Here is a 26,767-nt window from a genome sequence, read left to right as displayed (position 1 = left end):
CTCAAAGTGTCGGCAATCAGCGTTTCTGTCGGTGTTCTGTTTCCTCGCTTTCACGCTGCTTTTGGCGTTTTCCGTGAGATGAACTGCTCATGTCGTTGCGAATTTGCGCATGGCTGATGAGTGCGAAAATAAAGGTGCCGCCGATGATATTCCCCACCAATGTGGGCAGAGCAAACGGCCAAATGAAGTCCTGCCAAGGGATGTGACCAATGAACACCAGATAGAAAATCTCTGAGGCGCCGGCCACGATGTGGGTGAGGTTACTGAAAGCAATCATCCAGGTCATGATGATGATAATCCACAGTTTGGCGGAGTAGGCGCGGGGCAGCATCCAAACCATCGTGGCAATAATCCAACCGGAGACAACGGCATTGGCAAACATCTCTGTTGGCGAGTGCTTCATGACCTTCATCGCGATGTCGACCAAAGCCTCCCGCGTTTCGCCATCAAAAACCGGCATGTAGGTAAAGGCGAGGGCGGCCAGAGCTGTGCCAATCAGGTTGCCAGCCAGCACGACGAACCATAATCGGCCAAGCAGGTAGAAATTACTCCGCGTGGGCCTATGCATGATGGGAAGCACCGCTGTGACCGTGTTTTCGGTGAACAACTGCTGGCGTGCCATGATGACAATCACAAAGCCGATGGTGTAACCGAAGCACTCCAGCAGAAAGCCGCCGGGTACGCCAACCAGAGGGTTGTGGAGCATGCCGACCGCCATGAATGAGGTTCCCATGGAGATCCCTGCCGCAATCGCCGACCACAATAATGCGATTGCATCGCGTTCCAGCTCCTTTTGTCCTTCCTGACGAATCTCTTCATGGATCGCGGCGGCGGGGGAAGGCAAGTGATCCTCGTCTACATCGATCGTTTTTCCTTGTGTGCTTTCCTCACTTTCTACCGCAACATCCTTTTCTTTCTCTTGCTGGATTTGTCTGGATTTTGAAGGTGGATTCATAGTGATTCTCTCGACAAAGGGGTCGTTTGGTATGTGGCTAACGGTACTGACGTTGAGGGGCGATCACCGACAACCCCGATGATAAGCGTAGTCAGTTTTTACAACATGGGATGGAGCAGCATGGCTCACTGATTTAGGTTGGTGGTGCTATGCTGTGAGGGGAGCAAGGAAATACCGTGCTGTCGCCCACGCTGGAGCGCGTGTCGCAACGACGCTGCGAATTGTTCCCATAAGAAAAATGGTAAACCTCTGAAAATGCAGTAATGCGTAAGCCAACGTAGCGATGGAGCGATAAAATGTTACACTGTTGGCCGATATCCCGCCCTTGTCGCTCAGCCCGATAGGCTGTGGCTGATACCGGGAATACCCATTTTCGGTCGCGGGTATATACCCTAAATAATTCGTGTTGCAGGCAGGCGGTAAGTTAAGGAATCCCGATGAGCTTACTCAAGTAAGTGATTCGGGTGAGTTAACGTAACCAACACACATGCAACGTGAAGTATGACGGGTATAGCACACTATAAATCAGGGAGAACAGATATGAATTACCGCCTGAGTGGGGTGGTGTTTGCCAGCGTGTTACTGCTCGGCTGCGCCAGTTCCGGGGATCGAGCTCAAGAAGGACGTTCTGATCCGCTTGAAGGCTTTAACCGTACCATGTTCAGCTTTAACTATGACGTTCTGGATCCTTATCTGGTTCGTCCTGCGGCTGTGGCCTGGCGTGATTATGTGCCGACACCCGCACGTAATGGGCTGGGAAACTTTTTCAGTAACCTGGAAGAGCCTGCGACGATGGTGAACTACTTCGTTGAAGGCAAGCCGTACAAAGCGATGGTTCACTTTAACCGTTTCTTCCTGAATACCTTGCTCGGCATGGGCGGTCTGATTGACGTGGCCTCAATGGCAAATCCTAAGCTGGCGAAAGAAGAGTCTCGTCGCTTTGGTAGCACGCTGGGTAATTATGGCGTGGGATACGGGCCTTATGTGGTGGTGCCTGGCTACGGCAGTGTGACACCTCGTGAAGACGGCGGTGGTGTGGTGGATACGCTGTATCCGATGCTGAGCTATCTGACGTTCTGGATGTCGGCGGGCAAGTGGGTTATCGAAGGAATAGAAACGCGGGCACAGCTGTTGGATTCCGACGGGTTGCTAAGTAACTCTTCCGATCCTTACCTGATGGTGCGTGAGGCCTACTTCCAGCGGCATGATTTCCTTGCCAGCGATGGGCAAATCACGCCACAGAAGAACCCCAATGCTGCGGCCATTGAAGACTCGCTCGATGAGATCGATTCAGCAAAATAGCATTGCGTATTATCACGCATTTCACAGGCACCTGCGGGTGCCTTTTGCTTTTATAAAACACTGCTAAACTTACTTCTACCATGATGATTCTGTGGTTTGTTTCTTAAAAGTTATGGCATTGTTGTTCGTTTATTTACTTACTAAAATTTATTTCCTCCTGTCAGATAACAATAATGCTATGTCTTTAACGGATAGCGCTGTCTATCATGGCTGAAATGCGTCAGCACGCTGATTTTTTTGTTAACAAAGTGATTAACAAAAAGGTCATAGGAATGATGCCCTTTACTCATGGTGGTGCGGCTATCTGTTAGTGAATGCCCGGAATTCTATTTACCTGCACTTATAAAAATAGAGATATAAGCATGAAAAAACTACTTGCTATGTTCTTCTGCCTGAGCGTGGTGGTTAACGCCCCACTGGCGATGGCTGAAGAGGCGAAAACGACAGAGAAGACAACGGATGTGGTACTGATCGGCGGGGGGATTATGAGCTCTACGCTGGGCGTGTATTTACAGGAGCTGCAACCAGACTGGTCTATCGACATGGTTGAGCGGATGGATAACGTGGCGGAAGAGAGCTCTAACGGCTGGAATAATGCCGGTACGGGTCACTCTGCTTTCATGGAACTCAACTACACGCCGGATAATCCCGACGGCCCAATCAATATTAGTAAAGCGCTGGAAATTACCGAAGCTTTTGAAATCTCGCGCCAGTTTTGGTCCTATCAGGTGAAAAACGGCGTGCTGAATAATCCGCACTCCTTCATTAATAGCGTGCCGCACATCAGCTTTGTCTGGGGTGACGAGAACACGGCTTTCCTGAAGCACCGCTATGATGCGATGCAACACAGCACGCTGTACCGTGGTATGGAGTTCTCTGACGATCCCAATACGATCAAAGAGTGGGCTCCGTTGGTGATGGAAGGTCGCGATCCGGCTCAGAAGATTGCGGCGACCCGTATGCCTATCGGTACTGACGTGAACTATGGTGAAATCACGCGTCAGTTGGTTGGTGCAATGAAAACCAAATCCAACTTTGCGCTGCACCTGAATTCAGAAGTCCGTGATATCAAACGTAATGCGGATAACACCTGGAGCGTGACTTACGCCGATCTGAAGAACGGTGACAAAGAAAGCGTGATTAAGGCGAAGTTCGTCTTTATCGGTGCAGGTGGGGCAGCGCTGCCGCTGTTGCAGAAATCTGGCATTCCTGAAGCCGATCTGTACGGTGGCTTCCCGGTTGGTGGCGAGTTCCTGGTGACAGAAAACCCGGAAATCGTGAAGCGCCACATGGCAAAAGTGTACGGTAAAGCTTCCGTCGGTGCGCCACCGATGTCCGTTCCTCATCTGGACACCCGTATTTTTGACGGTAAGCCAGTCCTGCTGTTCGGACCGTTTGCTACCTTCTCCAGCAAGTTCCTGAAAAATGGTTCGCTGTGGGATCTGATCGGTTCCGTGACCTTCTCCAACGTGATGCCGATGACACACGTCGGTCTGGATAACTTCGACCTGGTGAAATATCTGGTTAGTCAGGTCATGATGGATGACGACGATCGTTTCGCCGCGTTGCAGGAATACTTCCCGAACGCGAAGAAAGAAGACTGGAGACTGACGATTGCTGGCCAGCGTGTTCAGGTTATCAAGAAAGATGCTGATAAAGGCGGCGTGCTGAAGCTGGGGACGGAGATTGTCAGTTCACAAGATGGCTCGATTGCGGCCCTGCTGGGTGCCTCTCCGGGCGCGTCTACCGCAGCACCGATTATGCTGAGCCTGCTGGAAAAAGTGTTTAAAGATAAAGTGGCGACGCCGGAATGGCAGAGCAAGCTGAAAGAAATTGTTCCTTCTTATGGTCAGAAGCTGGACGGGAACATTGAAATGACCAATAAAATCCGCAGCTACACCAGCAGCACGCTGGGTCTGGATTATATTGAGGTTAAGCCTGAGTAATCGGGTTAGCTGGACGTCACGATTTAAGGCCGCGAAAGCGGCCTTTTTTGTCCCGTTGTTTCGGGTAATACGGACAAATAAAAAAGCAGGTAAGTCGCCTTACCTGCTTTATCACGTTATGGCAGATGCAATTAGAACGCGTAGTTAAAGTTCACGCCGTACAGCCAGGCTTTCCCTTTGGAACTAAAGGTGTAACTTGGAGAACCCGCTCTATCAGAGATAGGCTCGCTGATATCAACTTGTTTACCGTGCATGTAAGACACACCAACATCAACAGACGCGTCTTTGTTAAACGCATAGGTGGTGCCTGCGCTCAACCAGAAACGATCCTGATCCGGGATGGAGATAGAACGTTTGTCAGCCGGTACGGGGCTGTCATCAAACGCGATACCGCTACGGAACGTCCAGTTATCATCGTGATAGTAGGTGGTACCGAGTGCGATACGGTAAGCATCACGGAAGTTTTCTTCTTTCTGGAACAGCGTGTTACCACTGTTTCCAGTCGCTTTCAGCTCCTGGAAGTGGCTCCAACTGGTATAGGTCAGACTATAATGCACTGCCCATTTCGGTGCGACACGGTGGTAAGCAGAGGCTTCCCACATTTCCGGCAGATTCAGCGTCAGCTTGCCAGGGATCGTTGCGCCACCAGTACCACCAGCGACTGTTGGGAGATTGTTGCTGTAATCACCGTTAAAGTCGATATCGACTTTGGAACGATACGTCAGGCCAAAGCGGTTATTTTCATCGACTTCATACAGGATGCCGGCGTTCCAGCCGTAACCCCATTCTTTGCCTTCCAAACGAGCGACTTCTGAAGACGGGCCTGCAACCACACCCTGTAATCCGCCAGCGGCGACAGGAACATTGGCCAGTTCACCCGCACGACGAACAATCTTGGCATCAGCGTAGACAGCATTGACTCCCAGCCCGAAGCTGAAATGTTGGTTCAGACGATAGGCCGCGCTCAGGTTCAGGTTTGATGTCAGCAGATCGGTCTGCCCACCAATAGAACCTGCGGCATAGTTATCATTGAATTCCGTTGCCAAACCATAATTGGTGGTAGCGGAAGCACCAACTGCCCATTGCTCATTAAGCGGCATGATGAAGTGCAAGTTCGGAACCCAAGCGTGCGGTGCAATGTTTTTTGCGCTGGTGTCTTGTCCTGTCAGGGAGTTTTTTCCCTGAACATCGATATCCGGGTTGATATAGGTGACACCACCGGAGAAGGACGGGCGGTCAAACATGGTCATGGTCGCCGGGTTACGACTACCTGAGGTCGCATTGTCGGCTACGGCACCTTCACCAGAAAACGCGCGTCCCAGACCCGATGATGAGTATTCATTTAGCTGGAAACCAGCTGCGGACACATTTGCTGAAAACAGGGCCACCGCAACAGCAATTGTGGATTGTTTGAACAGGTTTTTCTGGTTCATGACCAAAACCTCTTTATATGCTTGTTATTTAACGTTGTTACACGGGGTAACAAGGGACGCGCATTGTAGGGGGCGCTCTCAGCCTGACAAATCAGACCAGTTGCCAAAGTATAAGTTGGGAATACGAGAATGTTGCTTTTATGTGTTCGAAATATTTCTAAAATGATGCGAAATTTAGATCTGCTTAACGTTTTGGTTAATTTTCGTGAAGAGATATTGCTCGATTTTACTGCCATATAACACCGTAATGTGATTGATATCACTAAAATTACTGGTCAGCATGAAGTGCTGGCACTGCTTCAGGATGAGGGAGTAAAATATAAGGAAGATAAAAATATTTGAACTGGATCAAATCTCCCGCGGCTTAAGTCTTAAGAGGAAAGTAGCATGACGAACGTAATCAACAAATGCAGTGCTGAAGAAACCGCAGCCTGCTGCTGTGTCGATGTCGGCACAATCATGGATAACACGGATTGCACGGCGTCTTACAGCAAGGTTTTCGGCGATCGTTCTGAGGCGGAAGTGGTACTGGCGGCGCTGACGGAAAAAGCCCGTGCGGTAGAGTCTGACCCTTGCGACATCACCAGCACGCTGGAAGAGGTAGACGGCGGCGTGAAACTGGATATTGATTTCACATTCAGTTGCCAGGCCGAAACGATGATTTTCCAGCTCGGCCTGCGTTAAGTCTTCCTCTGGCAGGCATGGTCTTATCGCCTGGTCTGCCAGACCCTTTTTTTGCTTCTCCCTGCTGTTTATCTCCTTCTCCTTTGATGCTGAATTGATGTTGTCCAACACGATAACGTGTTGCGCTGAAATTCATCCTTTCTTTCCCCTTCTGCCACGTCTTTAGCTAACAATCGCAATTGGATAGCATTTTTTGTTTCTGGTAGATAACTCTGTGATTCTATTTAATTTCAGTATTATTTTTTACATCAAGTAGAGTCCTGTTTTGATCAGTTTTGAGCATGTTAGTAAATCGTTTACGACACAGGGTAAAACGCTTTATGCGGTGAAAGATGTCACGCTGGATATCGATAAAGGGGAGATATTCGGCATCATCGGGTTCAGCGGGGCGGGGAAAAGCACGCTGTTGCGTCTGGTTAATTTGCTGGAACAGCCAACGGAAGGAAAAGTGACGGTTAACCAGCAGGATATTACCGCGCTTTCCGCAGAAGGGCTGCGCCAACTTCGGCGGCGCATTGGCATGGTCTTTCAAACGTTCAATTTATTTCAGTCACGAACGGTGGCGGGAAATGTTGCCTGGCCGCTGCGTTTGGCTCGAATGGATCGCCAGCAGATACAGCAACGTGTTGATGAAGTGCTGCGCTTTGTCGGTCTGGAAGATAAGAAGGATCACTATCCCGAACAGCTTTCCGGAGGGCAAAAGCAGCGCGTTGGCATTGCCAGAGCGCTGGTCAGTTCACCGGATATCCTGATTTGCGACGAGGCGACCTCGGCGCTGGATCCCGAAACCACGGAGGATATTCTTCAACTGCTGGAGAGTATCAATCGGCAATATAACATCACCATCTTGTTGATTACGCATGAGATGAATGTGATCCGTCGCATTTGCCATCGGGTTGCGGTCATGGAACAAGGCCGCGTCATCGAACAGGGCCGCGTGGTCGATATTTTCACTCGCCCCGAGCATAAAACCACGCGCAACTTTGTGCGTTCTATTTTTAACGATCGTCTTCCTCCCCGGTTATTACAAACGCTGCAATCCCGTCATTCTGGCGCGTTATACCAGCTCATTTTTCACGACGGTTCAACCAGCGTGCCGTTGCTGTCACAGACGGCACGCCTGCACCCGCTTATCGATTACAACATTATCTACGGCAACATCAGCGAGTTGCAGGGGGCACTGTTCGGTAGCCTTATTGTGGAATTTATTGGCCCACCGGACAGCATTGCTGCCGCGCTGGAAACGCTGGCGCAAACGGTAGAAGTCAGGGAGGTGAGCGATGAAGGTTGATTGGACGACATTCTGGCAGACGCTGCTGGTTGCCACAGGTGAAACGCTGGCAATGGTGCTGGTGACGCTGCTGTTTGCCAGCGTGCTGGGCATTGGCCTGGGCCTGCTGTTATTTCTAAGTCGCGCAGGTGGCTTGTTTGAGAATCGCGTGCTGTTTGTGTTGCTGAATCTGCTGATCAACATCGTGCGCCCCGTTCCCTTCATTATTTTTCTGGTCGCGGTCAGCCCGATGACGCGCATGGTTGTGGGCACCACCATCGGTATTACCGCCGCCATTTTCCCCATGATTCTGGTTGCCGCCTGTGCGATTGCGAGAGTGGTGGAAAACAACCTGATGTCGGTCGATCCCGGCATGATTGAAGCCGCCCGCGCATTGGGAGCCACGCCTTTGCAAATCATTACCGGCGTGCTGATTCGGGAAGCTCTGGGCCCGCTGATTATGGGGCTGACATTTATTACCGTGGCGTTGGTCGATTTCTCCGCTGTTGCCGGAATGGTTGGCGGCGGCGGATTGGGAAATCTGGCGATGACCTACGGCTACAACCGGTTTAACACCTCCGTCATGGTGGGCACTGTGGTCATTCTGATTGTGTTGGTTCAACTGGCACAGCATGCGGGCAACTATTTCTCTCGTCGCATCATGCGGCGCTAGCGCGGCGCGTCAGGTGCACGATATTCAAAACGGTATTCATTTAAGGAGCGAACGATGAAATGGCAAAAGTTGGTATTGGGGGCGCTTTTGACGCTCTCCTTGCAGGCGGGTGCAGCACAAAAACCGGTGGACGTGACAATCGGCGTGGCCGGAAGCGAAGACGCGTATTGGAAGGTATTGGCGCAAAAAGCGAAAGCGGAAAACATCAACATCAAACTCATCAGCTTTTCGGACTATGCATTGCCGAATAAAGCGTTGGCCAGCGGCGATGTCGATCTTAATGCGTTTCAACATCTGGCTTTTCTAAGCCAGTTCAACGTGAACAATCAACTGACAATTGTGCCGATCGGCGCGACACAAATTGTGCCTATGGCGCTGTATTCGGAGAAGTATCGTGCTCTGGCGGATATTCCGCAGGGGGCGCAGATTGCTTTGCCAAACGATCCTTCCAATCAGGGGCGTGCGCTCAACGTGCTGCAATCCTCTGGCTTATTGACGTTAAAAGACGGCGCGGGCTTGCATGCGACGCCTGACGATATTATCGAAAACCCGCGCAAGCTGAAAATTCTGCCAGTAGTCGCACAGCAGACGCCGCGCGTGCTAGCAGATGTGGCAGCCTCGGTGGTCAATCAGGGCGTGGCGGTCGATGCGGGTTTACCCGCCGATAAAATCCTGTTTCAGGACGATCCTACCGCACCGTCTGCATTGCCTTACGTGAACGTGTTTGCCGCCCGTGAAAAGGATAAAGATAACCCGGTCTATCAGCGGATTGTGGCGTTGTATCACCAACCTGATGTGATCGCTGCGGTGAAAGAGGATACGAAAGGTGTTGCGGTTGTGGTGAATCTGCCAGCCAAAGATTTGCAGGACACGCTTAAACAGCTGGAAGTCGATTTGAGAAAACAGTGAGCCTTTCGCTTAAATCCAATTTGCTGAAGTCAGGTTGCTTAAACATGCCAGCTTAAGCTGGCTGCTAGCGCAACGATAACGTCAGGAGGCGCAAAATGAGTGAATTAACCCCCCATCATCGCGGCATCATCCGGTCCCATGTTGAACAGGCTGCGCAGCGATATCTACAGGTCAGCCACCAGATTCATGCCCGACCGGAACTGGGCAATCAGGAGTATTTTGCCGCTGAAACCCTGACCGAGCTGCTGCGTGACGCTGGTTTTACCGTAACGCGGGATATCGCTGGGCATGAAACAGGCTTCGTCGCGCGCAAAGGGCAGGCAAACAGCGGGCCACGGATTGGCTATCTGGCCGAATATGATGCGCTACCGGGGTTGGGGCATGCCTGCGGCCATAACCTGATCGGTACCAGCAGTGTGGCGGCGGCCATTGCGTTGTCCCAGGTTGTGGATCAAACCGGCGGAGAGGTATGGGTATTTGGCACACCGGCAGAAGAGGGCGGTGCCAACGGCAGCGCCAAAGGAAGCTTTGCGGATGCTGGCGTGTTTGATGGCACTGACGCTGCGTTAATGTTCCACGGCTGGAAAGATACGCATCTGACTTCCGCCAGTCTGGCGGTTGATCCGCTGGATTTTCACTTTACTGGTCGTGCAGCGCATGCCTCGGCCTCGCCGGAAGAGGGAATTAACGCGCTGGATGCGGTCATCCAGCTCTTTACCGGCATTAACGCTCTGCGTCAGCAGCTGCCGGGCGACGCGCGCATTCATGGCATTATCACTCATGGTGGCGATGCGCCGAATATTATTCCTGAGTATGCCGCCGCCCGGTTTTTTATCCGGGCATCAACCTGGAAGAGGGCGCAGGCCGTCTCTGAAAAAGTAAGAGCAATCGCGGAGGGTGCCGCGCTTGCCACGGGCGCGACGGTGAAAATAGCGCGTTTCCAGAACCCCATTAAGGATCTGATCATTAACCGTCCGCTGGATGCCATCGTGGGCGAAGAACTTACCGCACTCGGCGAGACGCTGTCGCAAGAATTACGCGTTGCAATGGGCTCTACGGATGCTGGTAACGCCAGTCACGTTATCCCCGTCAGCCACTGCTATATCAAGATTGGACCCGACGATCTTGTCGCCCATACGCCCGCGTTTCGTGAAGCTGCCGTTTCCCCACAGGGGGATCGTGCGTTGCTGGTGGCAGCCCAGGCGCTGGCGCTCTCGGGCTACCGTCTATTGACAGAACCTTCTCTGCTGGAAAGCGTGAAAGCCGATTTTCTCCGTACCCATTCCCCTGCCTGACGGCAATAGATCGGATTGCTGCTGAAATCACCGCTTCAGCGGCAATCCCGAGTGCCCTGTTGGCTGACAACCGCATGCTCTTCACATTTTTGTGTTGCGCAGCTTTGCGTAATGTAACTATCTGGTTAACAATGAAATCAGGTCTGACCTGTTGTGGGCGTACTTTATTTTCGGTTAACAGGAGCGTTTATGAGCGAGGTATTACCTCTGATAACCCGTCGTGGCGATCGCATTGCGTTCGTGAGCGGATTACGCACCCCATTTGCCCGGCAGGCAACGGCCTATCATGGCGTACCTGCCATCGAATTAGGAAAACTCGTCACCAGCGAATTACTGGTTCGCACTGGGATCGATCCTGAATTGATCGAGCTATTGGTGTTCGGACAGGTGGTTCAAATGCCGGAAGCGCCGAACATCGCCCGAGAGATCGTACTCGGCACGGGCATGAGTGTGCATACCGATGCCTACAGCGTGTCGCGTGCTTGCGCCACCAGCTTTCAGGCGGTCGCCAACGTGGCGGAAAGCATTATGGCGGGTACGGTGGAGGTCGGCATTGCGGGTGGCGCAGATTCCTCTTCCGTGCTGCCGATTGGCGTCAGCAAAGCGTTGGCCAGAACGCTGGTGGATATGAACAAGGCTCGGACGCTGAGCCAGAAATTGAAACTGTTAAGTGGCCTGCGCCCGAAAGACTTGCTGCCGGTTGCGCCCGCTGTGGCGGAGTATTCCACCGGATTGCGCATGGGCGATACCGCCGAGCAGATGGCAAAAACCTACGGCATCACGCGTGAAGAGCAGGATGAACTGGCGCACCGCTCACACAAGCTGGCGGCTCAGGCCTGGGAATCCGGCGTGCTGCGCGATGAGGTGATGACGGCTTATGTTCCACCTTATGACAAGGCGCTGAGCGAAGATAACAATGTGCGCCATGATTCCGCGCTGGAGCAGTATTCCCGCTTACGCCCGGCGTTCGATCGCCGACATGGTACGGTCACGGCGGCCAATAGTACGCCGCTGACGGATGGTGCGGCGGCGGTGCTGATGATGAGTGAATCTAAGGCCAAAAGTCTGGGACTCACGCCGCTGGGCTACCTGCGCAGCTATGCATTCAGCGCCATCGGTGTGCAGCGTGATATGTTGCTGGGGCCGGCTTATGCCTCCCCGCTGGCGTTGGCAAGGGCTGGTGTGACGCTGGCCGATCTGACGCTCATTGATATGCACGAAGCGTTTGCCGCCCAAACGTTGGCAAATCTCAAACTGTTTGCCAGCGATGAATTCGCCCGGAATCAACTGGGTAGAAACACTGCGCTAGGCGAGGTAGATCGTGACAAGTTCAATGTGCTGGGGGGATCCATTGCCTATGGACACCCCTTTGCCGCCACCGGAGCGAGGATGATTACCCAAACGCTGAATGAACTGCGTCGTCGCGGCGGCGGGCTGGGATTAACCACCGCCTGTGCGGCTGGCGGGCTGGGTGCGGCAATGGTACTGGAGGTGACGCCATGAACGATCAACAGCCTTTATCCGTGACAACATCGTCTGCAATGGAAACAACATCGCCTGCAACGAAAAGCCCGTCTGCCTTTTCCCTTACCATTCGGCCGGACAACATCGGTGTTATTTGCATTGATGTCCCCGGTGAGAAGGTGAACACGCTAAAGAGCGAATTTGCAGAACAAATTCTCTCAGTCTTCGAGCAGGCGCGGCAACATGCGACGCTCAGAGGACTGATTTTTATTTCCGCCAAGCCTGATTCATTTATCGCCGGGGCGGATATCACCATGTTGAACCAGTGCAGCAGCGCCGAACAGGCAGAAAACCTGGCGAAGCAAGGGCAGGAAACGTTTGATCAGGTTGCCGCGCTGCCGTTCCCCGTGGTGGCCGCGATCCACGGTGCCTGTCTGGGCGGTGGGCTGGAGCTGGCATTGGCCTGCGACTATCGCGTCTGCTCGCTGGATGAAAAAACGGTGCTGGGGCTACCCGAAGTGCAGCTTGGCCTTCTTCCCGGTTCGGGCGGAACGCAGCGCTTGCCACGGCTGATTGGTCTGGATAGCGCGCTGGATCTTATGCTTACCGGTCGCCACCTCCGTGCGAGTCAGGCATTACGACAGGGGCTGGTTGATGAGGCCGTCCCGCACGATATCCTGCTGGAGACCGCAGTCGAGATTCTCAAAAAAGGAAAACGCAAAGCGGTGCCGCTGGGCTGGCGTTCGCGACTGCTGAGTAGTCCGGGGATTCGCCACGTGTTGTTCAAAATGGTGAAACGCAAAACGCGGGCGAAAACACACGGCAACTATCCGGCCACGGAAAAAATCATTCAGGTGGTGCGTCGGGGCATAGAAAAAGGCCGTGAGGAAGGGTATCGGCACGAGGCGAGAGCGTTTGGCAAACTGGTGATGACGCCGGAATCGGCCGCGCTACGCCATCTGTTCTTTGCCTCCAATGCATTAAAGAAAACCGCTGGTGCGGCTTCTGATGCGAAGCCGATCCACCGTGTCGGTATTCTCGGCGGTGGGCTGATGGGCGGGGGGATCGCCAGCGTCACGGCAACGCGCGGGCAGGTGCCGGTGCGCATTAAAGACATCAATGAACAGGGCATTAACCATGCGCTGAAATACAACTGGCAACTGTTGACCAAACGCGTCCAGAGTAAGCGCATGAAGCCGACGGAGCGCCAGCGGTTGATGACATTGATTTCCGGTAGTACGGACTACCGCGGTTTTGAACATGCGGATATCGTTATTGAGGCCGTTTTTGAAGATCTGGCGCTGAAGCGGCAAATGGTGGCGGAGATTGAAGAGCACGCTGCATCACACACGATTTTCGCATCGAATACCTCCTCGCTGCCGATCCACCAGATTGCAGAAGGCGCGCGCCGTCCGCAGCAGGTTGTGGGTCTGCACTATTTTAGCCCGGTGGACAAAATGCCGCTGGTTGAAGTTATCCCTCACGCTCACACCAGCGCAGAGACGGTCGCAACGACGGTTGCTCTGGCGAGAAAGCAGGGTAAAACTGCAATTGTCGTAGGCGACAGTGCCGGTTTTTATGTGAATCGCATATTAGCGCCTTATATCAACGAAGCCGCTTATTGTCTGCTGGAAGGGGAACCGATCGAATCGATTGACTATGCGCTGGTGCGTTTTGGCTTCCCCGTCGGTCCGCTTGCGTTGCTTGATGAAGTTGGCATTGATGTCGCGACCAAAATTGTGCCGGTGCTGAGTGAAGAACTGGGCACGCGCTTTACTTCTCCACCCGCGTTTGATGCGATCCTGAAAGATGGGCGCAAAGGGCGCAAGAATGGGAAAGGGTTCTATCGGTACAATAAAACACGCCGTTTCTGGCACGCGGGCAGAGAGGTAGACTGCTCGGTTTATCCGCTGTTGGATGTCACGGCGAAGGCGCATATCGACCCTGCGCTGATCAGCCAGCGTGCTGTGATGATGATGTTGAATGAGGCGGCACGTTGTCTGGATGAAGGGGTGATCCAGTGCGCCCGTGACGGTGATATCGGCGCGGTATTTGGCATTGGCTTCCCGCCTTTCCTCGGTGGGCCGTTCCACTATATGGATCGCCTGGGCGTGGAAACGGTTGTGAAAACGCTGCTGGTGCTGCAACAGCAGTATGGCGATCGGTTCGCGCCCTGTGAACGTCTGCTCGCGATGCGGGAAGATAGGCGGACATTTTATCCGCCAACCAATGAAGACCTTAGCACTAGTTGATCGTGACGTTAATCGTGACGGTATCTTTATACGCGCCCTCTGGCTTGCTGGCCTGAATGGCGTTAATGCGGGCGGTGTACGGGATACTCTGCGTAATCCCTGTACCCGTTCCGCTGTAATCGTTGGTCTCGGTCCAGGCGATGTTTCCCGTGCGATAGAGCTGATATTGCAAATAGTAAGGCGTCCCCCCGACGGTGGCTGTCATTCTGCGCCAGTTAGCATCATCGGGGTGGGTGCTGACGAGCTTGACGGTATAGGCGCCCAGCAGCGTACAGCGAACCCCGAGGCTGTTGTTGACCGCTGCAAAATCTGCGGGGAACGCCGCCGTACCAAAGCTGATATTTGGCGCACTGGTGATCTGACAATCATTCGTGATGTTCATGCTGAGATGGAGTGTGGAAATCAGCGTCCCTGTGTCGTAAGAGCAAATCCCTAATATACCAACGACACAAATACTATAATCCCATTTGATGGTTACCGTATCCGTGTAACTGCCTGCGGCAACATTGTTACCTATACTGGTTCGAATAAAGAGTGGCATGGTGCCATCAGGAGAGTTAAACAAGCCGAACAGATCCAAAAGCGTTGTGCGTGACCATGTGTAGGTTGAACCGATGTTATAGAGTGTAGCGCAGCCTGAATCCATACATAGGCTGTAGGGAACGTAATCTGAACTTGTGCCTCTGCGCATTCTCATCGTTGTACCACTGGGGTTACTGTCATTTTGTATTGTGGCAGTGATGGTATTGGTACTGGCTAAACTCAATATACTTCCCGTACAGCGAAACCCACTTCCCGATGACACGATCTGTGGCGTACCGTTAACGCCGACCAAAGAAGAAGCATAGGGCCCCAACGTGGTGGAGCTTGGTGAAGAGATCGTGCAGTCGGCGTAGCTAACAGGCGCGTAATACAGCGCCATCAGCAGGAAAGCCAGACGTAACCAACGTGCAGCCTGCCAGTTGGTGGAAAATGTGAGAGGAATCTTCGTTATCAGATACAGCATCGTTTCATCCTTTGGGGTCAGTCTGGCAGGTAAGTGGGCCGACGGTCGCCATCATGGTCTGTGATTCCGGCAGTGAGAATTCCACTCGGCAACGTTGTCCATCTTCTTGTGTAAAGCGTAAGCGATTAGCGGTACCTAGATTGGCGAAATAGGCCAGACCTTCGTAACCGCTGATCGTGGTGTCACCGCTGATTTCGTCCGTTATCCAGGTACCGATGGTGAGCGGATTGCCATCCGTATTACGTAACATGATGTTGGCAGAACGGACGACATTAACCGAGAATTGTACGACGGTCCCACTGCCTTCTTTGACCGACACGCGGGATTCCACCTGTGGGGTGGAGACGTTGGCTGGCAGTTGTAACGTATCAATTTCCACTTTTGCGGGGTAGTTGGACACCGCCCACGGGATGAGTAAGTGGCCGTGTTTGTTGGTTTTTCCCACCAGTTGGTTTTCATATTTTACCGGGACGTCGGGGTATCCTTCGGTATCGACCACAATAAAGGCGTCGTTAATGCGGTTACTGGCGAAAAGCCCACCGTTCATGGAGATTAGCGAGCCGCTCAGTTCTCCCCACTGTGTGGTATTTCCCTCATTGCCATAGGTTCCGCCAGCAAGCATGGCATAAGGGCCGCGCCAGTTCAGGGAACCTTGGTGATAAGGGGTTTTTCCTGCGCCATACGCGGCGTTCCAACCTAATCCGCCTTCTGTTGGCGCGGTACGGTTCACTCCGACACGCGGTGAATAATCGCCATTGCTGTCGCGCTGAATCCCGGTATTGATACTGCCGTTTCTACCAAAAGGCATCACGAACTGGAGCTGGGCGCTGTAGCCGTTTTCTCCCAGTGATTTGTTAACCGCGAGGTAAATGGAGCTGTCTTGCCAGACCTGACGGCTAAAAGAAAAATTCAGCAGTCGGGTACGGGTTGCATCGTACGTACGGATATCGAAATACCCCACGCCGAATGAGCCGTTGCCTTCACCGAAGATTTGGCTGCTGAGCGTCGCCTGATAGCTTTCCCGACTAAGGCGGCCTTCGGTGAGTACGGCGGTTAAATCGCGGTAGGCTTCACTGCGTTTAGCGTGTTGAAAGCTCAGGCCAAACGCGGAAGTGTAGTAGGAGTAGCCCGACGTGTATTGGTGTCCGGTGGCTTCTTTTTCGCTCTGACTGTAGGACGAACTCAGCGTGCCCCAGCGGCCAACGGTGAAATCCGCCCCTGCGCCGAGCAGATAGAGATCCTGTACCGCTTCGCCATGCGCCGATACCGTCAGTTTATTGGTCAACCCGTAGCGATAGATGCCGCTAACGGCAGGATCGTCAGTATAGGCATTATTCTTTACGCCATAGTCCTGACGCAAAACGCCAACGGACAGATCGAAATCACTTAATCCCTCCCTCAGTAATGAGTTGGAGACGTAAAAGGGGATCGTGGTGGAAACTTGCCGCCCCTGCGCATCCGTGGTGATGACGGTCGCTTCCCCTGCGCCGTTGAGGTAAGGCGTATTCGTGAGGGTGAAGGGGCCAGCATTCAGGCTGGTGCTGTTGGCTTTATAGCCGTTGATAAACAGATCCAGCGTGCTGGGTACGGCCGCCGTACCAGTATATTGCAACATCGGATAGGTCACGATATCCGGGCGAAGACCGAAATTGCGGGCGACACGCAGGCCACCCATGCGCACCGAGTTGCTCCACGTCAGGGAATTGCTGATCAGGTCGCCAACCTGATAGGTAAGCATGCGTTCGTTATCGTTATAACGCCAGTAGGTGTCGAAACGCTGATAGCCATCTTGCTGTGAATTATTGTTGCCCGATGTGAAATAGTAGATCCCTGAATTGGATAAGGTTCCGTAAGGGCTAAAAAAGCGCTGCTCCATCCAACTGCTGAGCGAATCTGAATTACTCCGAGGCGAAGTGTAATAAAGGTTATAGTTGAACAACAGGCCGGGGCTGCTGCGGGCAGGGACATGCGACATATCCTGTCCTCCGCCTTCGACGGACTGCTCGGGGAGCCAGTGCATAGGTACGGTGAGCTGTAGCTGCTGTATGGCCTGATCGTACTCGACGGTGATGTCTGGCAGAGCGCTGATATTGACCTGTCCCACGCTTTGCTCCGACAGGCGAACGTGATTCTGACGCAGCGCGACTGCATCTACATAATAGTTTCCGTCACGATACGTCACAGGGGTAATGGTGTTATCGCTCTGTCCGTTAACGGAAAGCGTTAAATAATAAACGGATTCGCTGGGTGAGGGCATGGCGCTAGGGGGCGCGGGAAGATCGGTATATTCTTCCGCGAGAATCGTCGCAGAATAAAACAGCGCAAATGGAGCGTACATGAGTAGGGGGAAGGCAACGGTTTTACGCTTCATACCTGACTTCATCATCGCTTCACGGCCACTAGACACGTCTCTGCCGTTAACCGAGTCATCATTCGCGTTTAATCAAAATCGGATCGGTGATATCGATCAGATGGGTGAAGAGCTGCATCGCCGCACCCGGTGTCGATATGCCTGTAGGCAACGGCCAGCGCATCTCCTGCCCCGGTAGTACATAACCTAAAAAGCCGTCGGTGACCTTTATCCGGCTTCCTTTTCCGCTCGGGTCGGCTGACCAATAAACGTTACTCAGACGGGCGTGCACCAGGCCGCGATTACGGACATACAGATAGCTTTTTCCTCCAAGCGCGCTGATTCGCCAACTGAGTAGGGGCAACGTAGGTTGAACGTTGGTGCGTCGTTTATCTGGGCGACTATGCGTCCAGATGCCTTCACCATCAAGAAATAGAGGCAGCAGATAACGCATCTGGAATTGCAGACCCATCTGCGGGGCATCTTTTTGGTAAGGCGTGGAAATTTCATCAATGATGATGCGATAAGCCTGTTCGGTATTCGCGGGGATAGGGTTGACGCGAATCAGGCGTATCATATTACGCTTACCCGGCTCCAGCGTCATGAACGGCGGGGTGGCAATCACGTTACGTTGTTCGGCATAGCGATCCTGAAAGTCTATTTGTTTCCAGGACATGATGCGGATTTGCAAACCGACGGGGGCATTACCTTTGTTTTCCAGCCACAGCGCGGAGCTGTTCTCATCCGATTCAATAACCTGATAAATCGGCCAAACGAGAATAGAGCTGGCGGCAAAGCAAAATGAACCGAAACTGCTTAATAAAAAGATCATTGCCCGAATAAAAAATGCCATTTTCCTTTTCACCTTGTGTTCGTCCTGTTTTGTTTTTAATAAGTCAGGCTGACGGTTACGTTATCGGTATACACCCCTGCGGGAGGCAGAGGTGTGCCGCCAAAATAGCGGGCGTAAACGGTATAGGTTTGTGTTGTCGCGGGAAAAGAGACAATGCTGAGCGCCAGACTTCCCGTTCCCCAGACCTGTGTGCGCGCAGCATCGCGGTAAAGCTGATAAGCCAACAGACGCGTTCCCGCCGCATTTTTCAGATAACGTTGTGCGCTGCTGCCGCCATTGGCCCCGTAGCTCAGTTCAATAATGGCGCTCGTCCCTGGTGTACAGGTGGCAACAATCGAGCCGCCGCCGCTGGTGCTCGCGATATCCACGTTGGTCGCCGTAGCGCTGCGTGTCCCAAAGTTAAGCGTACCCATATTGGGCTGGCTATTGAGTGTGCTGGTGCCAAAAACACAGCCTTTTTGTATCGTAGCCGTGACATCGAATGTGCTGCTCACGGTGAGTGCCATCGTCATCGTGGGCATGATGGAACCGGGCAGCAGAAATGATAAAATCAATGCCGATGGGAGACGCATCGCAATACCATCGGTTACCTGGCCTGAATAGTGACGCGGAACATGCCCAAGACCAGAAGGAATGGCAGCGCGCACGCGGTAAGCGCGACATTGCGTATGATATGTGGTGACATAACCGCTCCTTTATTGTGAGCCAATGACCCTAAAAAAGCCGACATGCAAACATGCCAGCCTATAAGACATTACCATTCGATAGTGGCTGTGACGGTGTCCGTATAAGACCCTGCGGTAGGAGCCAGAACGGTCTGGTCTGACGGCTGGATGCGCGCATAGATCGGAACCAACTGCGGATTACCCGTTGCAACAATGGCAATACCGGTGGTGCTACTGAGTGGGATTTCTGTCGAGCGAGTTGAATCACTGTATAAACGGTAAGGCACGTTATAGGTTCCGGTGCCGGGGGCAAGCGTGCGTAGTGACGCTGTAGCGTTGGCACCAGCACCTATCTTTAATGTTGCGGGCGTACCAACAGAGCAATTGACTGTAATACCGTTGCCTCCGGTGCTGCTAACCTGACTATCAATTGCGGCAGTCAGGTCGGAGTGGGACCCAAAGTCGATTGTTCCCCATGTGGTTCCTGCGCCGCCCCCGTTATTGACCGTGCAGGCGGCGGTAATCGTTAAGGATACGGGGATCTGGCCGTTAATCGTCACGCTGCTTGCGGTGTGGGAAAAGCCGAATGTGGTGAAAAGTGTAGCCAGAATAGGCAATGTTATACGCTTAGAATTCATAACGATTCCTTTATATTCCTCTAACTTATTTTCATCGAAAGTGTCTTCACGAAAATACATTGATTTTTCGTGAAAACTGCTCGTCAAGAATGACTATTTCAAAAGTAATCATAACGAGTAATCAGTACGGATATTTATAGGTATGGATTACCGTTCGGGAAAACGCGGAGCAGGTATTCTTTTTCCTGAACGTCTAAGCCATTGACACAAAATGTCGCACTACTGAAATAGATATCGCTATTACTTTCAGTATGTTCCGTATGGTTAAGGTAATGCTATCAAGAAAACGTATTACTCATTTTATACCCGTCATACTTCAAGCTGCATGTGCGTTGGCTACGCTACTCGGCCCACTTGCGTGGACCTCGCCCCGTAGGGGCCGCTGTAAGCCGCGTTCAAATCTGCTCTGGCAGATTTGTCAGTCACCCGAATCACTTACCTGAGTAAGCTCATCGGAATGAAATGAGAGACATCCTGTCTCTCACCGAAGGCCAGCCATTGGCTGGTCAAATTCGTTCCCGACGAATTTGCCCTTCTCTTGCCGCGTTATTTGGACCCCTTCGGGGTCAACGCTTTGCGTTGTTCAAAACGCTAACGTTTTGTCCTGCAACTCGAATTATTTAGGTTATATCTTCCGTGGTGTGAATAATGTCCGGCATATAAATAACAGAAAAATTCTTCGGGATTTATCCTGAATTCCACATGCGTCCATAAATAGAAGATCAATCTATTTTTATTATATGACGTTATATTCGGTGTAATTACTTTGTTTATAAAAATGAATAGTAAAGAAAATTGCTATTTAAGATAAAGATAGAACCAGAGTGGTTGTTTAACAATGTCACAAAAATTGATATGCGTTAAAAAAGTGTAAGAATTTGACATCTTTGATTTTATCAGTGCTTTATGCTGTTTTTTTGTTTATTACTGAATTCTGTATCCTATTTTTTAATTTTATCGTAAGTGAACATAATGACCATTATGAAAATATGGTTATGGATTTCGAGTGGGTAGGTCTTGCCGTATATTTATAAAACTTTTACTTATCATATGATTAATGATGGAGGCGAGGTCGGTATGAGCATTGATGCATTACGATTATTGACCCGTTGGCGACGGGGGCGCTAAAAACGTGTCTTGAGAGCCGTTAACGTTATAACAGTATCCTGCCACATTTTGATTGACAAGCTGTGGGTGGGAAGCGGAGATAATACGTTTTTCTACCCAAACCTGATCTCTGTTGAGTTTACATAGCGAGAAACTCAGGTAACCTACAGTAATACGAGAGTTATACCCTAAGTGGTTTACCTTACAGGTATGCCAACATGGCAGAAAAGCCAATCCCCATACTGTCTGAAGTATGAGGATATACCATATATTCATTAACATAGCGGTGTAATATGCAAGTGTTGATAATGCGTCATGGTGATGCGGTACTTGATGCAGCGAGTGATGCCGTTCGGCCATTGAGCGACGCTGGTCGTGATGAATCCCGTCAGATGGCGTGTTGGTTGAACGAGCAAGATATTGATATTGAGCGTGTCCTGGTGAGCCCCTATTTGCGCGCCCAGCAAACGCTTGAGGTAGTAAATGACGTGCTGCCGCTGCCGGAAGAAGCGGATTGTCTGAATGAGCTGACGCCGGGTGGTGATGCCCAGCTTGTCAGCTATTATCTACAAACGTTGGCGAGAGAAGGTGTGGGAGCGGCTCTGGTTGTTTCGCATCTTCCGCTGGTGGGTTATCTGGTTGCTGAATTATGCCAGAATGAAACCGCGCCGATGTTCGCCACCTCTGCTATTGCCTGCGTGAAGGTGGAAGCAGAATCAGGTCATGGCGTTCTGCACTGGCAAATCAGCCCGGCGCAGCTGAGCGCGAAATCCTGAATGCTAACCTAATGTCGAACGCCTGAATTTCTTCGGTATGAGGCGTGTAATGGACTGACACGCCGTGTTGTTCTTTGAAGAAGGACGGGGCTACTCAAGCGAAGGAGCCTCTAGCGCGACCAAAACCAGCAGCGCAGCATTCCCGCCAAATTCTTTCGGAGCCTGATGAAAAGCCAGCACGTCAGGGTGCTGTGCCAGCCAGAGCGGCGTTTGTTGCTTGAGTATATGTTTGCCGTGCCCGTGCATCACGCAGGCGCAGTAAACATGCTCTCGGCGACAGGCCGCTAACAGCGCGCCCAATTCCTGCTTCGCCTGAAGCTGCGTCAGGCCGTGTAAATCCAGAAACAGCTCCGGTGAGTAATCTCCCCGACGGAGTTTCTTCAATTCATAATGGCTGGCACCGGGGCGGACATAGCGCGTCGGGCCTTCTGCATCCAGCTGTGGCTGAAATTCATCCGAAAAATAAAAACTGGCATCAACCTGCTCCTGCAATACCCGTTTGGCGGGTAATTCGCCTGGTTTTTTGCGCAGCGGTTTGTGGGTATAAGTATCCTGACGCAACTTTTTTGTGCCAGTGATTGACGTGCGAAAAAGCTGCAATTCGTCGTCATTCAGCGAATATTTTTTACTCATGTTTCATTCATCTTGCGTCAACATTCGATCAGTTTACCTTGTCTCCCCGCTGTCGCTAAATAAAAGTCTGTATCGGAGCGCGTTCAGTCGGTTATATCTGCTGATTTGTCGCGGGCTTCATGGCAAACTAAGCGCCAATTTGCCATTCAGTATTGTCTGCGGAGGACACCCTTGGACAAAATTTTCGTCGATGAGGCCGTCAGTGAACTTCATACCATTCAGGATATGTTGCGCTGGGCTGTCAGCCGGTTTAACGCAGCCAACGTCTATTACGGTCACGGGACGGATAATCCCTGGGATGAAGCGATACAGCTAGTCTTGCCTAGTCTGTATCTGCCGCTCGATATTCCTGAAGATATGTACACGTCCCGTTTGATTACCAGCGAACGGCAGCGCATTGTTGAACGTGTGATCCGCCGCGTCAATGAGCGTATTCCGGTCGCTTATCTGACCAACAAGGCCTGGTTCTGCGGCCTGGAATTCTACGTGGACGAGCGTGTGCTGGTGCCGCGTTCTCCCATCGGTGAGCTGATCAATAATTATTTTGATGAGCAACTGCCAAAAACGCCAAACCATATTCTGGATTTGTGTACTGGCAGCGGCTGTATTGCGATTGCCTGCGCGCAGGCGTTCCCGGAAGCGGAAGTCGATGCGGTAGATATCTCCAGCGATGCGCTGGCGGTAACCGAGCAAAATATTCAGCAGCACGGTATGGAATACCGTGTGACGCCGATTCGTTCTGATCTGTTCCGCGATTTACCAGCGATTCGCTATGATCTAATCGTGACTAATCCACCGTATGTGGATGAAGAAGATATGTTCGATCTGCCGCAGGAGTTCCGTTTCGAGCCTGAGCTGGGGTTGGCGGCGGGCAACGACGGTCTGGATCTGGTTCGCCGTATTCTGGCCTGTGCGCCAGACTATCTTAGCGACGACGGCGTGCTGATTTGCGAAGTGGGCAACAGCATGGTGCACCTGATCGATCAATACCCGGAAATTCCGTTCACCTGGCTGGAATTTGATAACGGCGGTGACGGCGTGTTTATGCTAACGCGGTCACAGCTGGTTGATTGCAAAGCGCATTTCAGCGCTTACCGTGATTAAACGGTCGTAACGATATTCATTAGTCTTACCGTTGGTGCATTTGCTGGACGGTAAGACAGAAACAGAACACATGCGAAGGAGTTGTGATGGCAGGCAACAGTATTGGGCAATTTTTCCGCGTCACTACATTTGGTGAATCCCACGGTATTGCGCTGGGATGTATTGTTGACGGCGTACCGCCGGGGATCCCGCTAACGGAAGCGGATCTGCAACACGATTTGGATCGTCGCCGTCCGGGAACATCCCGCTATACGACGCAGCGCCGCGAACCCGATCAGGTCAAGATTCTGTCCGGTGTTTTTGAGGGCGTGACAACAGGGACCAGCATTGGCCTGTTGATTGAAAACACCGATCAGCGTTCTCAGGATTATGGTGCGATTAAAGATGTCTTCCGCCCCGGTCACGCCGATTACACCTATGAGCAAAAATACGGCCTGCGCGATTACCGTGGTGGTGGCCGCTCTTCCGCGCGTGAAACTGCGATGCGTGTTGCCGCGGGTGCCATTGCGAAGAAATATCTGCAACAGCAACATGGTGTGAAAGTTCGTGGCTATTTGTCGCAGATTGGCGATGTCACCTGCGAGCTAAAAGATTGGGAACAGGTTGAGCAAAACCCGTTCTTCTGCCCAGATATCGACAAGCTGGAAGCCTTGGATGAACTGATGCGTGCGCTGAAAAAAGAAGGCGACTCCATTGGCGCGAAGGTCAGCGTCGTGGCGGAATCGGTGCCTGTCGGATTAGGCGAACCGGTCTTTGATCGTCTGGATGCCGACTTGGCTCACGCACTGATGAGCATCAACGCCGTGAAAGGCGTCGAAATTGGCGATGGCTTTGCGGTTGTCACCAAGCGTGGCAGCGAAAACCGTGATGAACTCACACCGGACGGTTTCCAGAGCAATCACGCTGGCGGCATTTTAGGTGGGATCAGCAGCGGTCAGCCTATCGTCGCGCACTTGGCGTTGAAGCCGACCTCCAGCATTATGGTGCCGGGAAAAACGATCAACCGTCTGGGCGAAGCGACTGAAATGGTCACGCGCGGGCGTCACGATCCCTGTGTGGGGATTCGTGCGGTGCCGATTGCCGAAGCTATGATGGCGATTGTGTTAATGGATCACCTGCTGCGCCAACGTGCACAGTGTGGGGATGTGAACAGTCAGGTTCCTCGCTGGTAAAAAATAATGAAACAAGGGTTAGTCGGGGTTCTCGCGCTGGTACTGAGCGCGCCACTGCTGTCGAACGTTGCATGGGCGAAAACGCCCTGGCAGGAGATAACGCATCCGGTTGCGGGTACGCCGCAGTCAATTGGTAGTTTTTCCAATGGCTGTATCATCGGTGCCCAGCCGCTGCCGTTGCAGTCGCTGGATTATCAGGTGATGCGCGTCGATCAGCGCCGCTATTTCGGTCACCCCGATCTGCTGGCGTTTATTCACCGCCTGAGCAACGAGGTCAAGCGCAGGACCTCCGGTAATGTGCTGGTAGGGGATATGGGAATGCCGGTCGGTGGACGCTTCAGCAGCGGTCACGCCAGTCACCAATCCGGTCTGGATGTCGATATCTGGCTGCAATTGCCCAGACAGCGCTGGAGCGAGCAGCAGTTGCTGAAACCGCAGCCTATCGATTTGGTTAATGCCAGCGGACTGAACGTTAACCCACGCGTCTGGCGACCGGAAATCACCACCCTGATCAAAACCGCTGCGCTGGATAGCGACGTGACGCGCATCTTCGTCAATCCGGCGATTAAAAAACAGCTGTGTATTGAAGCGGGTCACGATCGTGACTGGTTGCGCAAAGTTCGCCCTTGGTTTGCGCATCGCGCGCATATGCATGTTCGCCTGCGTTGCCCGGCGGACAGCCTAGAGTGTAAGGATCAGGACGAACCACCTGTCGGTGACGGATGCGGTGCCGAGTTAACCAGCTGGTTCCAACCAAAGCAGCCGAGTACCGAAGCACCGGAAAAAACCACGCCGCCGTTGCCTCCGTCTTGTCAGGCTCTGCTCGACAGACATTTTGTCGCGAAATAACGAGTCACTATGTCGCGAGATAAAAAATAATTATGGACTGGTTAGTGCTTGGGCCAGAAATGCTGGCCGTGCTGTTTTTTGTCGGAGCGTTGGCAGGCTTTATTGATTCGATTGCGGGTGGTGGTGGTTTATTGACTATTCCTGCCTTACTGGCCGCGGGGTTATCCCCGGCGCAGGCGCTGGCAACGAATAAACTTCAAGCCGTCGGCGGATCCTTTTCTGCCAGCCTGTATTTCATCCGCCGCCGTGCGGTCAATCTGGGCGAGCAGAAACTGGCGATTGCGCTGACGTTTGTCGGCTCGACTTTTGGTGCCTGGCTGATCCAGCAGATCAATGCTGATTTTCTACGCCAACTGCTGCCAGTGCTGATTATTGGCATCGGGCTCTACTTTTTATTAACGCCCAAAATCGGTGATGAAGATCGGCAGCGTCGGCTGTCGCCGTTGCCGTTTGCGATGGTGGCAGGTGGCTGCGTCGGTTTTTATGACGGCTTTTTCGGCCCCGGTGCCGGATCGTTTTACGCGCTGGCCTTTGTCACCCTGTATGGCTTTAATCTGGCCAAAGCGACGGCGAATGCCAAGATCCTAAACTTTACCTCTAACTTCGGTGGGCTGTTGTTTTTTATGCTCAGCGGAAAAGTGGTCTGGGTGGTCGGGGGCGCGATGTTGATTGGTCAGATCCTCGGAGCGCGGCTTGGAGCCAAAATGGTGATGACGAAAGGGCAAAAGCTGATTCGTCCTATGCTGGTGCTGGTTTCCGCCATCATGAGCGGCAAGCTGATTTATGACAGCCACGGGCACGATATTGCCGTCTGGCTGGGGCAGTTTTTATGATAACAAGCTTATGATCACAACAGATAACATGACAAATACTCACCACTATCAACAACTGATTGATATTTTCAATGATTGCTTTGGTGACGAATATAATACCCGTCTGGTAAAAGGCGATGATGAGCCGATTTATCTGCCAGCGGATGATGACATTCCGTATCACCGAATTGTGTTTGCCCACGGTTTTTATGCCAGCGCGCTACACGAGATTTCTCACTGGTGCATTGCGGGTGCCCAACGGCGGTTGCAGGTCGATTTCGGCTACTGGTATTGCCCGGATGGCCGTGATGCCTCGACGCAAAGCCAGTTTGAGGGGGTAGAAATCAAACCGCAGGCTTTCGACTGGCTGTTCTGTGTCGCCGCAGGCTTTCCGTTTAACGTCAGTTGCGACAACCTGAACGGCGACTGCGAACCGGACCGTATTGATTTCCAGCGGCGTGTGCATGCGCAAGTGATGCAGTATCTGGAAGAGGGGATTCCCGCGCGCCCGGCCAGCTTTATTCGTGCATTACAATCGTTTTACAATACGCCACCGCTGACGGCGGCGAGCTTCCCGTATCCAGCCGATCTGTGATGCGCGGGAATCGCAAAAATTTGA

The 26,767-nt window shown here is 52.3% G+C and carries 23 protein-coding genes; 15 read left to right on the top strand and 8 right to left on the bottom strand.

The genetic code is table 11. The features are described from left to right. Positions 1-16: 16 nt before the first annotated feature. Positions 17-955, bottom strand: coding sequence for a formate/nitrite transporter family protein (locus tag KKH3_RS13240; protein WP_039360364.1), 939 nt, complete (start codon positions 953-955; stop codon positions 17-19). A 540-nt stretch (positions 956-1,495) separates the two neighbouring features. On the opposite strand from KKH3_RS13240, the gene mlaA reads away from it, so the two are divergent. Both mlaA and mqo read left to right on the top strand, forming a co-directional pair. Continuing rightward, a complete protein-coding gene (gene mlaA / locus KKH3_RS13235; protein ID WP_039360362.1) occupies positions 1,496-2,257 on the top strand; it encodes a phospholipid-binding lipoprotein MlaA in 762 nt (253 codons plus the stop codon). Positions 2,258-2,619: 362 nt separating this feature from the next. Next, on the top strand, positions 2,620-4,203 hold the full coding sequence (mqo, locus tag KKH3_RS13230; RefSeq protein WP_039360360.1) for a malate dehydrogenase (quinone): 1,584 nt from the start codon (positions 2,620-2,622) through the stop codon (positions 4,201-4,203). 131 nt (positions 4,204-4,334) lie between these two features. Here mqo and fadL read toward each other — a convergent pair whose 3' ends face one another. Beyond that, positions 4,335-5,636, bottom strand: coding sequence for a long-chain fatty acid transporter FadL (gene fadL, locus KKH3_RS13225; RefSeq protein ID WP_039360358.1), 1,302 nt, complete (start codon positions 5,634-5,636; stop codon positions 4,335-4,337). Positions 5,637-6,023: 387 nt separating this feature from the next. Here fadL and KKH3_RS13220 point away from each other — a divergent pair, with 387 nt between their 5' ends. The 7 genes from KKH3_RS13220 (at position 6,024) to fadJ (ending at position 14,183) form a co-directional block, all read left to right on the top strand. Further along, positions 6,024-6,320: a YfcZ/YiiS family protein gene (locus KKH3_RS13220; protein ID WP_076995011.1), complete on the top strand. Its 297-nt coding sequence runs from the start codon at positions 6,024-6,026 to the stop codon at positions 6,318-6,320. Positions 6,321-6,585: 265 nt separating this feature from the next. Next, complete coding sequence (locus tag KKH3_RS13215; RefSeq protein ID WP_039360356.1) at positions 6,586-7,611, top strand: methionine ABC transporter ATP-binding protein; 1,026 nt, start codon at positions 6,586-6,588, stop codon at positions 7,609-7,611. Then, positions 7,601-8,263, top strand: coding sequence for a methionine ABC transporter permease (locus KKH3_RS13210; protein WP_039360354.1), 663 nt, complete (start codon positions 7,601-7,603; stop codon positions 8,261-8,263). The genes KKH3_RS13215 and KKH3_RS13210 overlap by 11 nt, the downstream gene beginning before the upstream one ends. A 54-nt stretch (positions 8,264-8,317) precedes the next feature. Continuing rightward, positions 8,318-9,172 carry a MetQ/NlpA family ABC transporter substrate-binding protein gene (locus tag KKH3_RS13205; protein ID WP_039360351.1) on the top strand — a complete coding sequence of 285 codons (855 nt, stop codon included), beginning with the start codon at positions 8,318-8,320 and terminating at the stop codon, positions 9,170-9,172. Positions 9,173-9,267: 95 nt separating this feature from the next. Then, positions 9,268-10,467, top strand: coding sequence for a M20 family metallopeptidase (locus KKH3_RS13200; RefSeq protein WP_039360348.1), 1,200 nt, complete (start codon positions 9,268-9,270; stop codon positions 10,465-10,467). 189 nt (positions 10,468-10,656) lie between these two features. After that, positions 10,657-11,970, top strand: coding sequence for an acetyl-CoA C-acyltransferase FadI (fadI, locus tag KKH3_RS13195; protein ID WP_039360346.1), 1,314 nt, complete (start codon positions 10,657-10,659; stop codon positions 11,968-11,970). Next, positions 11,967-14,183, top strand: a complete 2,217-nt coding sequence (gene fadJ / locus KKH3_RS13190) for a fatty acid oxidation complex subunit alpha FadJ (RefSeq protein WP_039360343.1) — start codon at positions 11,967-11,969, stop codon at positions 14,181-14,183. Before fadI ends, fadJ begins: the two co-directional genes overlap by 4 nt. Here fadJ and KKH3_RS13185 read toward each other — a convergent pair. From KKH3_RS13185 to KKH3_RS13165, 5 genes are all read right to left on the bottom strand, one after another. Further along, positions 14,176-15,189, bottom strand: coding sequence for a Csu type fimbrial protein (locus tag KKH3_RS13185; protein WP_039360341.1), 1,014 nt, complete (start codon positions 15,187-15,189; stop codon positions 14,176-14,178). The genes fadJ and KKH3_RS13185 overlap by 8 nt on opposite strands. A 4-nt stretch (positions 15,190-15,193) precedes the next feature. Further along, positions 15,194-17,560, bottom strand: a complete 2,367-nt coding sequence (locus KKH3_RS13180; protein WP_039360339.1) for a fimbria/pilus outer membrane usher protein — start codon at positions 17,558-17,560, stop codon at positions 15,194-15,196. Between the two features lie 58 nt (positions 17,561-17,618). After that, a complete protein-coding gene (locus tag KKH3_RS13175; RefSeq protein ID WP_039360336.1) occupies positions 17,619-18,392 on the bottom strand; it encodes a fimbrial biogenesis chaperone in 774 nt (257 codons plus the stop codon). Between the two features lie 35 nt (positions 18,393-18,427). Next, positions 18,428-18,964, bottom strand: coding sequence for a Csu type fimbrial protein (locus tag KKH3_RS13170; RefSeq protein WP_039360334.1), 537 nt, complete (start codon positions 18,962-18,964; stop codon positions 18,428-18,430). A gap of 182 nt (positions 18,965-19,146) precedes the next feature. After that, positions 19,147-19,695: a Csu type fimbrial protein gene (locus KKH3_RS13165; protein ID WP_039362435.1), complete on the bottom strand. Its 549-nt coding sequence runs from the start codon at positions 19,693-19,695 to the stop codon at positions 19,147-19,149. A 1,400-nt stretch (positions 19,696-21,095) separates the two neighbouring features. Here KKH3_RS13165 and sixA point away from each other — a divergent pair. Continuing rightward, on the top strand, positions 21,096-21,578 hold the full coding sequence (sixA, locus tag KKH3_RS13160) for a phosphohistidine phosphatase SixA (RefSeq protein WP_039360333.1): 483 nt from the start codon (positions 21,096-21,098) through the stop codon (positions 21,576-21,578). 90 nt (positions 21,579-21,668) lie between these two features. Here the strand turns inward: sixA and smrB are convergent, their stop codons facing one another. Beyond that, positions 21,669-22,211: an endonuclease SmrB gene (gene smrB, locus KKH3_RS13155; protein WP_039360331.1), complete on the bottom strand. Its 543-nt coding sequence runs from the start codon at positions 22,209-22,211 to the stop codon at positions 21,669-21,671. Between the two features lie 171 nt (positions 22,212-22,382). Here smrB and prmB point away from each other — a divergent pair, with 171 nt between their 5' ends. The 5 genes from prmB to KKH3_RS13130 all read left to right on the top strand — a co-directional run bounded on the left by prmB (position 22,383) and on the right by KKH3_RS13130 (position 26,743). Next, a complete protein-coding gene (gene prmB, locus KKH3_RS13150) occupies positions 22,383-23,315 on the top strand; it encodes a 50S ribosomal protein L3 N(5)-glutamine methyltransferase (protein ID WP_039360330.1) in 933 nt (310 codons plus the stop codon). 86 nt (positions 23,316-23,401) lie between these two features. Next, positions 23,402-24,487, top strand: coding sequence for a chorismate synthase (gene aroC / locus KKH3_RS13145; protein WP_039360328.1), 1,086 nt, complete (start codon positions 23,402-23,404; stop codon positions 24,485-24,487). Positions 24,488-24,493: 6 nt separating this feature from the next. After that, the gene (gene mepA / locus KKH3_RS13140) at positions 24,494-25,336 is read left to right on the top strand and encodes a penicillin-insensitive murein endopeptidase (RefSeq protein ID WP_039360326.1); all 843 of its coding nucleotides are present in this window, start codon (positions 24,494-24,496) and stop codon (positions 25,334-25,336) included. Positions 25,337-25,368: 32 nt separating this feature from the next. After that, on the top strand, positions 25,369-26,169 hold the full coding sequence (locus tag KKH3_RS13135) for a sulfite exporter TauE/SafE family protein (protein WP_039360323.1): 801 nt from the start codon (positions 25,369-25,371) through the stop codon (positions 26,167-26,169). Positions 26,170-26,197: 28 nt separating this feature from the next. Continuing rightward, complete coding sequence (locus tag KKH3_RS13130; RefSeq protein ID WP_039362433.1) at positions 26,198-26,743, top strand: elongation factor P hydroxylase; 546 nt, start codon at positions 26,198-26,200, stop codon at positions 26,741-26,743. Positions 26,744-26,767 lie beyond the last annotated feature (24 nt).

The organism is Pectobacterium actinidiae (assembly GCF_000803315.1).
Lineage (GTDB): Bacteria > Pseudomonadota > Gammaproteobacteria > Enterobacterales > Enterobacteriaceae > Pectobacterium > Pectobacterium actinidiae.
This window is presented reverse-complemented; position numbering and strand designations above follow the sequence as displayed.

Coding starts and splice junctions, on each gene's coding strand:
- KKH3_RS13240 (WP_039360364.1), bottom strand. CDS start 955: ATGAATCCACCTTCAAAATCCAGACAAATCCAGCAAGAGAAAGAAAAG.
- mlaA (WP_039360362.1), top strand. CDS start 1,496: ATGAATTACCGCCTGAGTGGGGTGGTGTTTGCCAGCGTGTTACTGCTC.
- mqo (WP_039360360.1), top strand. CDS start 2,620: ATGAAAAAACTACTTGCTATGTTCTTCTGCCTGAGCGTGGTGGTTAAC.
- fadL (WP_039360358.1), bottom strand. CDS start 5,636: ATGAACCAGAAAAACCTGTTCAAACAATCCACAATTGCTGTTGCGGTG.
- KKH3_RS13220 (WP_076995011.1), top strand. CDS start 6,024: ATGACGAACGTAATCAACAAATGCAGTGCTGAAGAAACCGCAGCCTGC.
- KKH3_RS13210 (WP_039360354.1), top strand. CDS start 7,601: ATGAAGGTTGATTGGACGACATTCTGGCAGACGCTGCTGGTTGCCACA.
- KKH3_RS13205 (WP_039360351.1), top strand. CDS start 8,318: ATGAAATGGCAAAAGTTGGTATTGGGGGCGCTTTTGACGCTCTCCTTG.
- KKH3_RS13200 (WP_039360348.1), top strand. CDS start 9,268: ATGAGTGAATTAACCCCCCATCATCGCGGCATCATCCGGTCCCATGTT.
- fadI (WP_039360346.1), top strand. CDS start 10,657: ATGAGCGAGGTATTACCTCTGATAACCCGTCGTGGCGATCGCATTGCG.
- fadJ (WP_039360343.1), top strand. CDS start 11,967: ATGAACGATCAACAGCCTTTATCCGTGACAACATCGTCTGCAATGGAA.
- KKH3_RS13185 (WP_039360341.1), bottom strand. CDS start 15,189: ATGCTGTATCTGATAACGAAGATTCCTCTCACATTTTCCACCAACTGG.
- KKH3_RS13180 (WP_039360339.1), bottom strand. CDS start 17,560: ATGAAGCGTAAAACCGTTGCCTTCCCCCTACTCATGTACGCTCCATTT.
- KKH3_RS13175 (WP_039360336.1), bottom strand. CDS start 18,392: ATGGCATTTTTTATTCGGGCAATGATCTTTTTATTAAGCAGTTTCGGT.
- KKH3_RS13170 (WP_039360334.1), bottom strand. CDS start 18,964: ATGCGTCTCCCATCGGCATTGATTTTATCATTTCTGCTGCCCGGTTCC.
- KKH3_RS13165 (WP_039362435.1), bottom strand. CDS start 19,695: ATGAATTCTAAGCGTATAACATTGCCTATTCTGGCTACACTTTTCACC.
- sixA (WP_039360333.1), top strand. CDS start 21,096: ATGCAAGTGTTGATAATGCGTCATGGTGATGCGGTACTTGATGCAGCG.
- smrB (WP_039360331.1), bottom strand. CDS start 22,211: ATGAGTAAAAAATATTCGCTGAATGACGACGAATTGCAGCTTTTTCGC.
- aroC (WP_039360328.1), top strand. CDS start 23,402: ATGGCAGGCAACAGTATTGGGCAATTTTTCCGCGTCACTACATTTGGT.
- mepA (WP_039360326.1), top strand. CDS start 24,494: ATGAAACAAGGGTTAGTCGGGGTTCTCGCGCTGGTACTGAGCGCGCCA.
- KKH3_RS13135 (WP_039360323.1), top strand. CDS start 25,369: ATGGACTGGTTAGTGCTTGGGCCAGAAATGCTGGCCGTGCTGTTTTTT.
- KKH3_RS13130 (WP_039362433.1), top strand. CDS start 26,198: ATGACAAATACTCACCACTATCAACAACTGATTGATATTTTCAATGAT.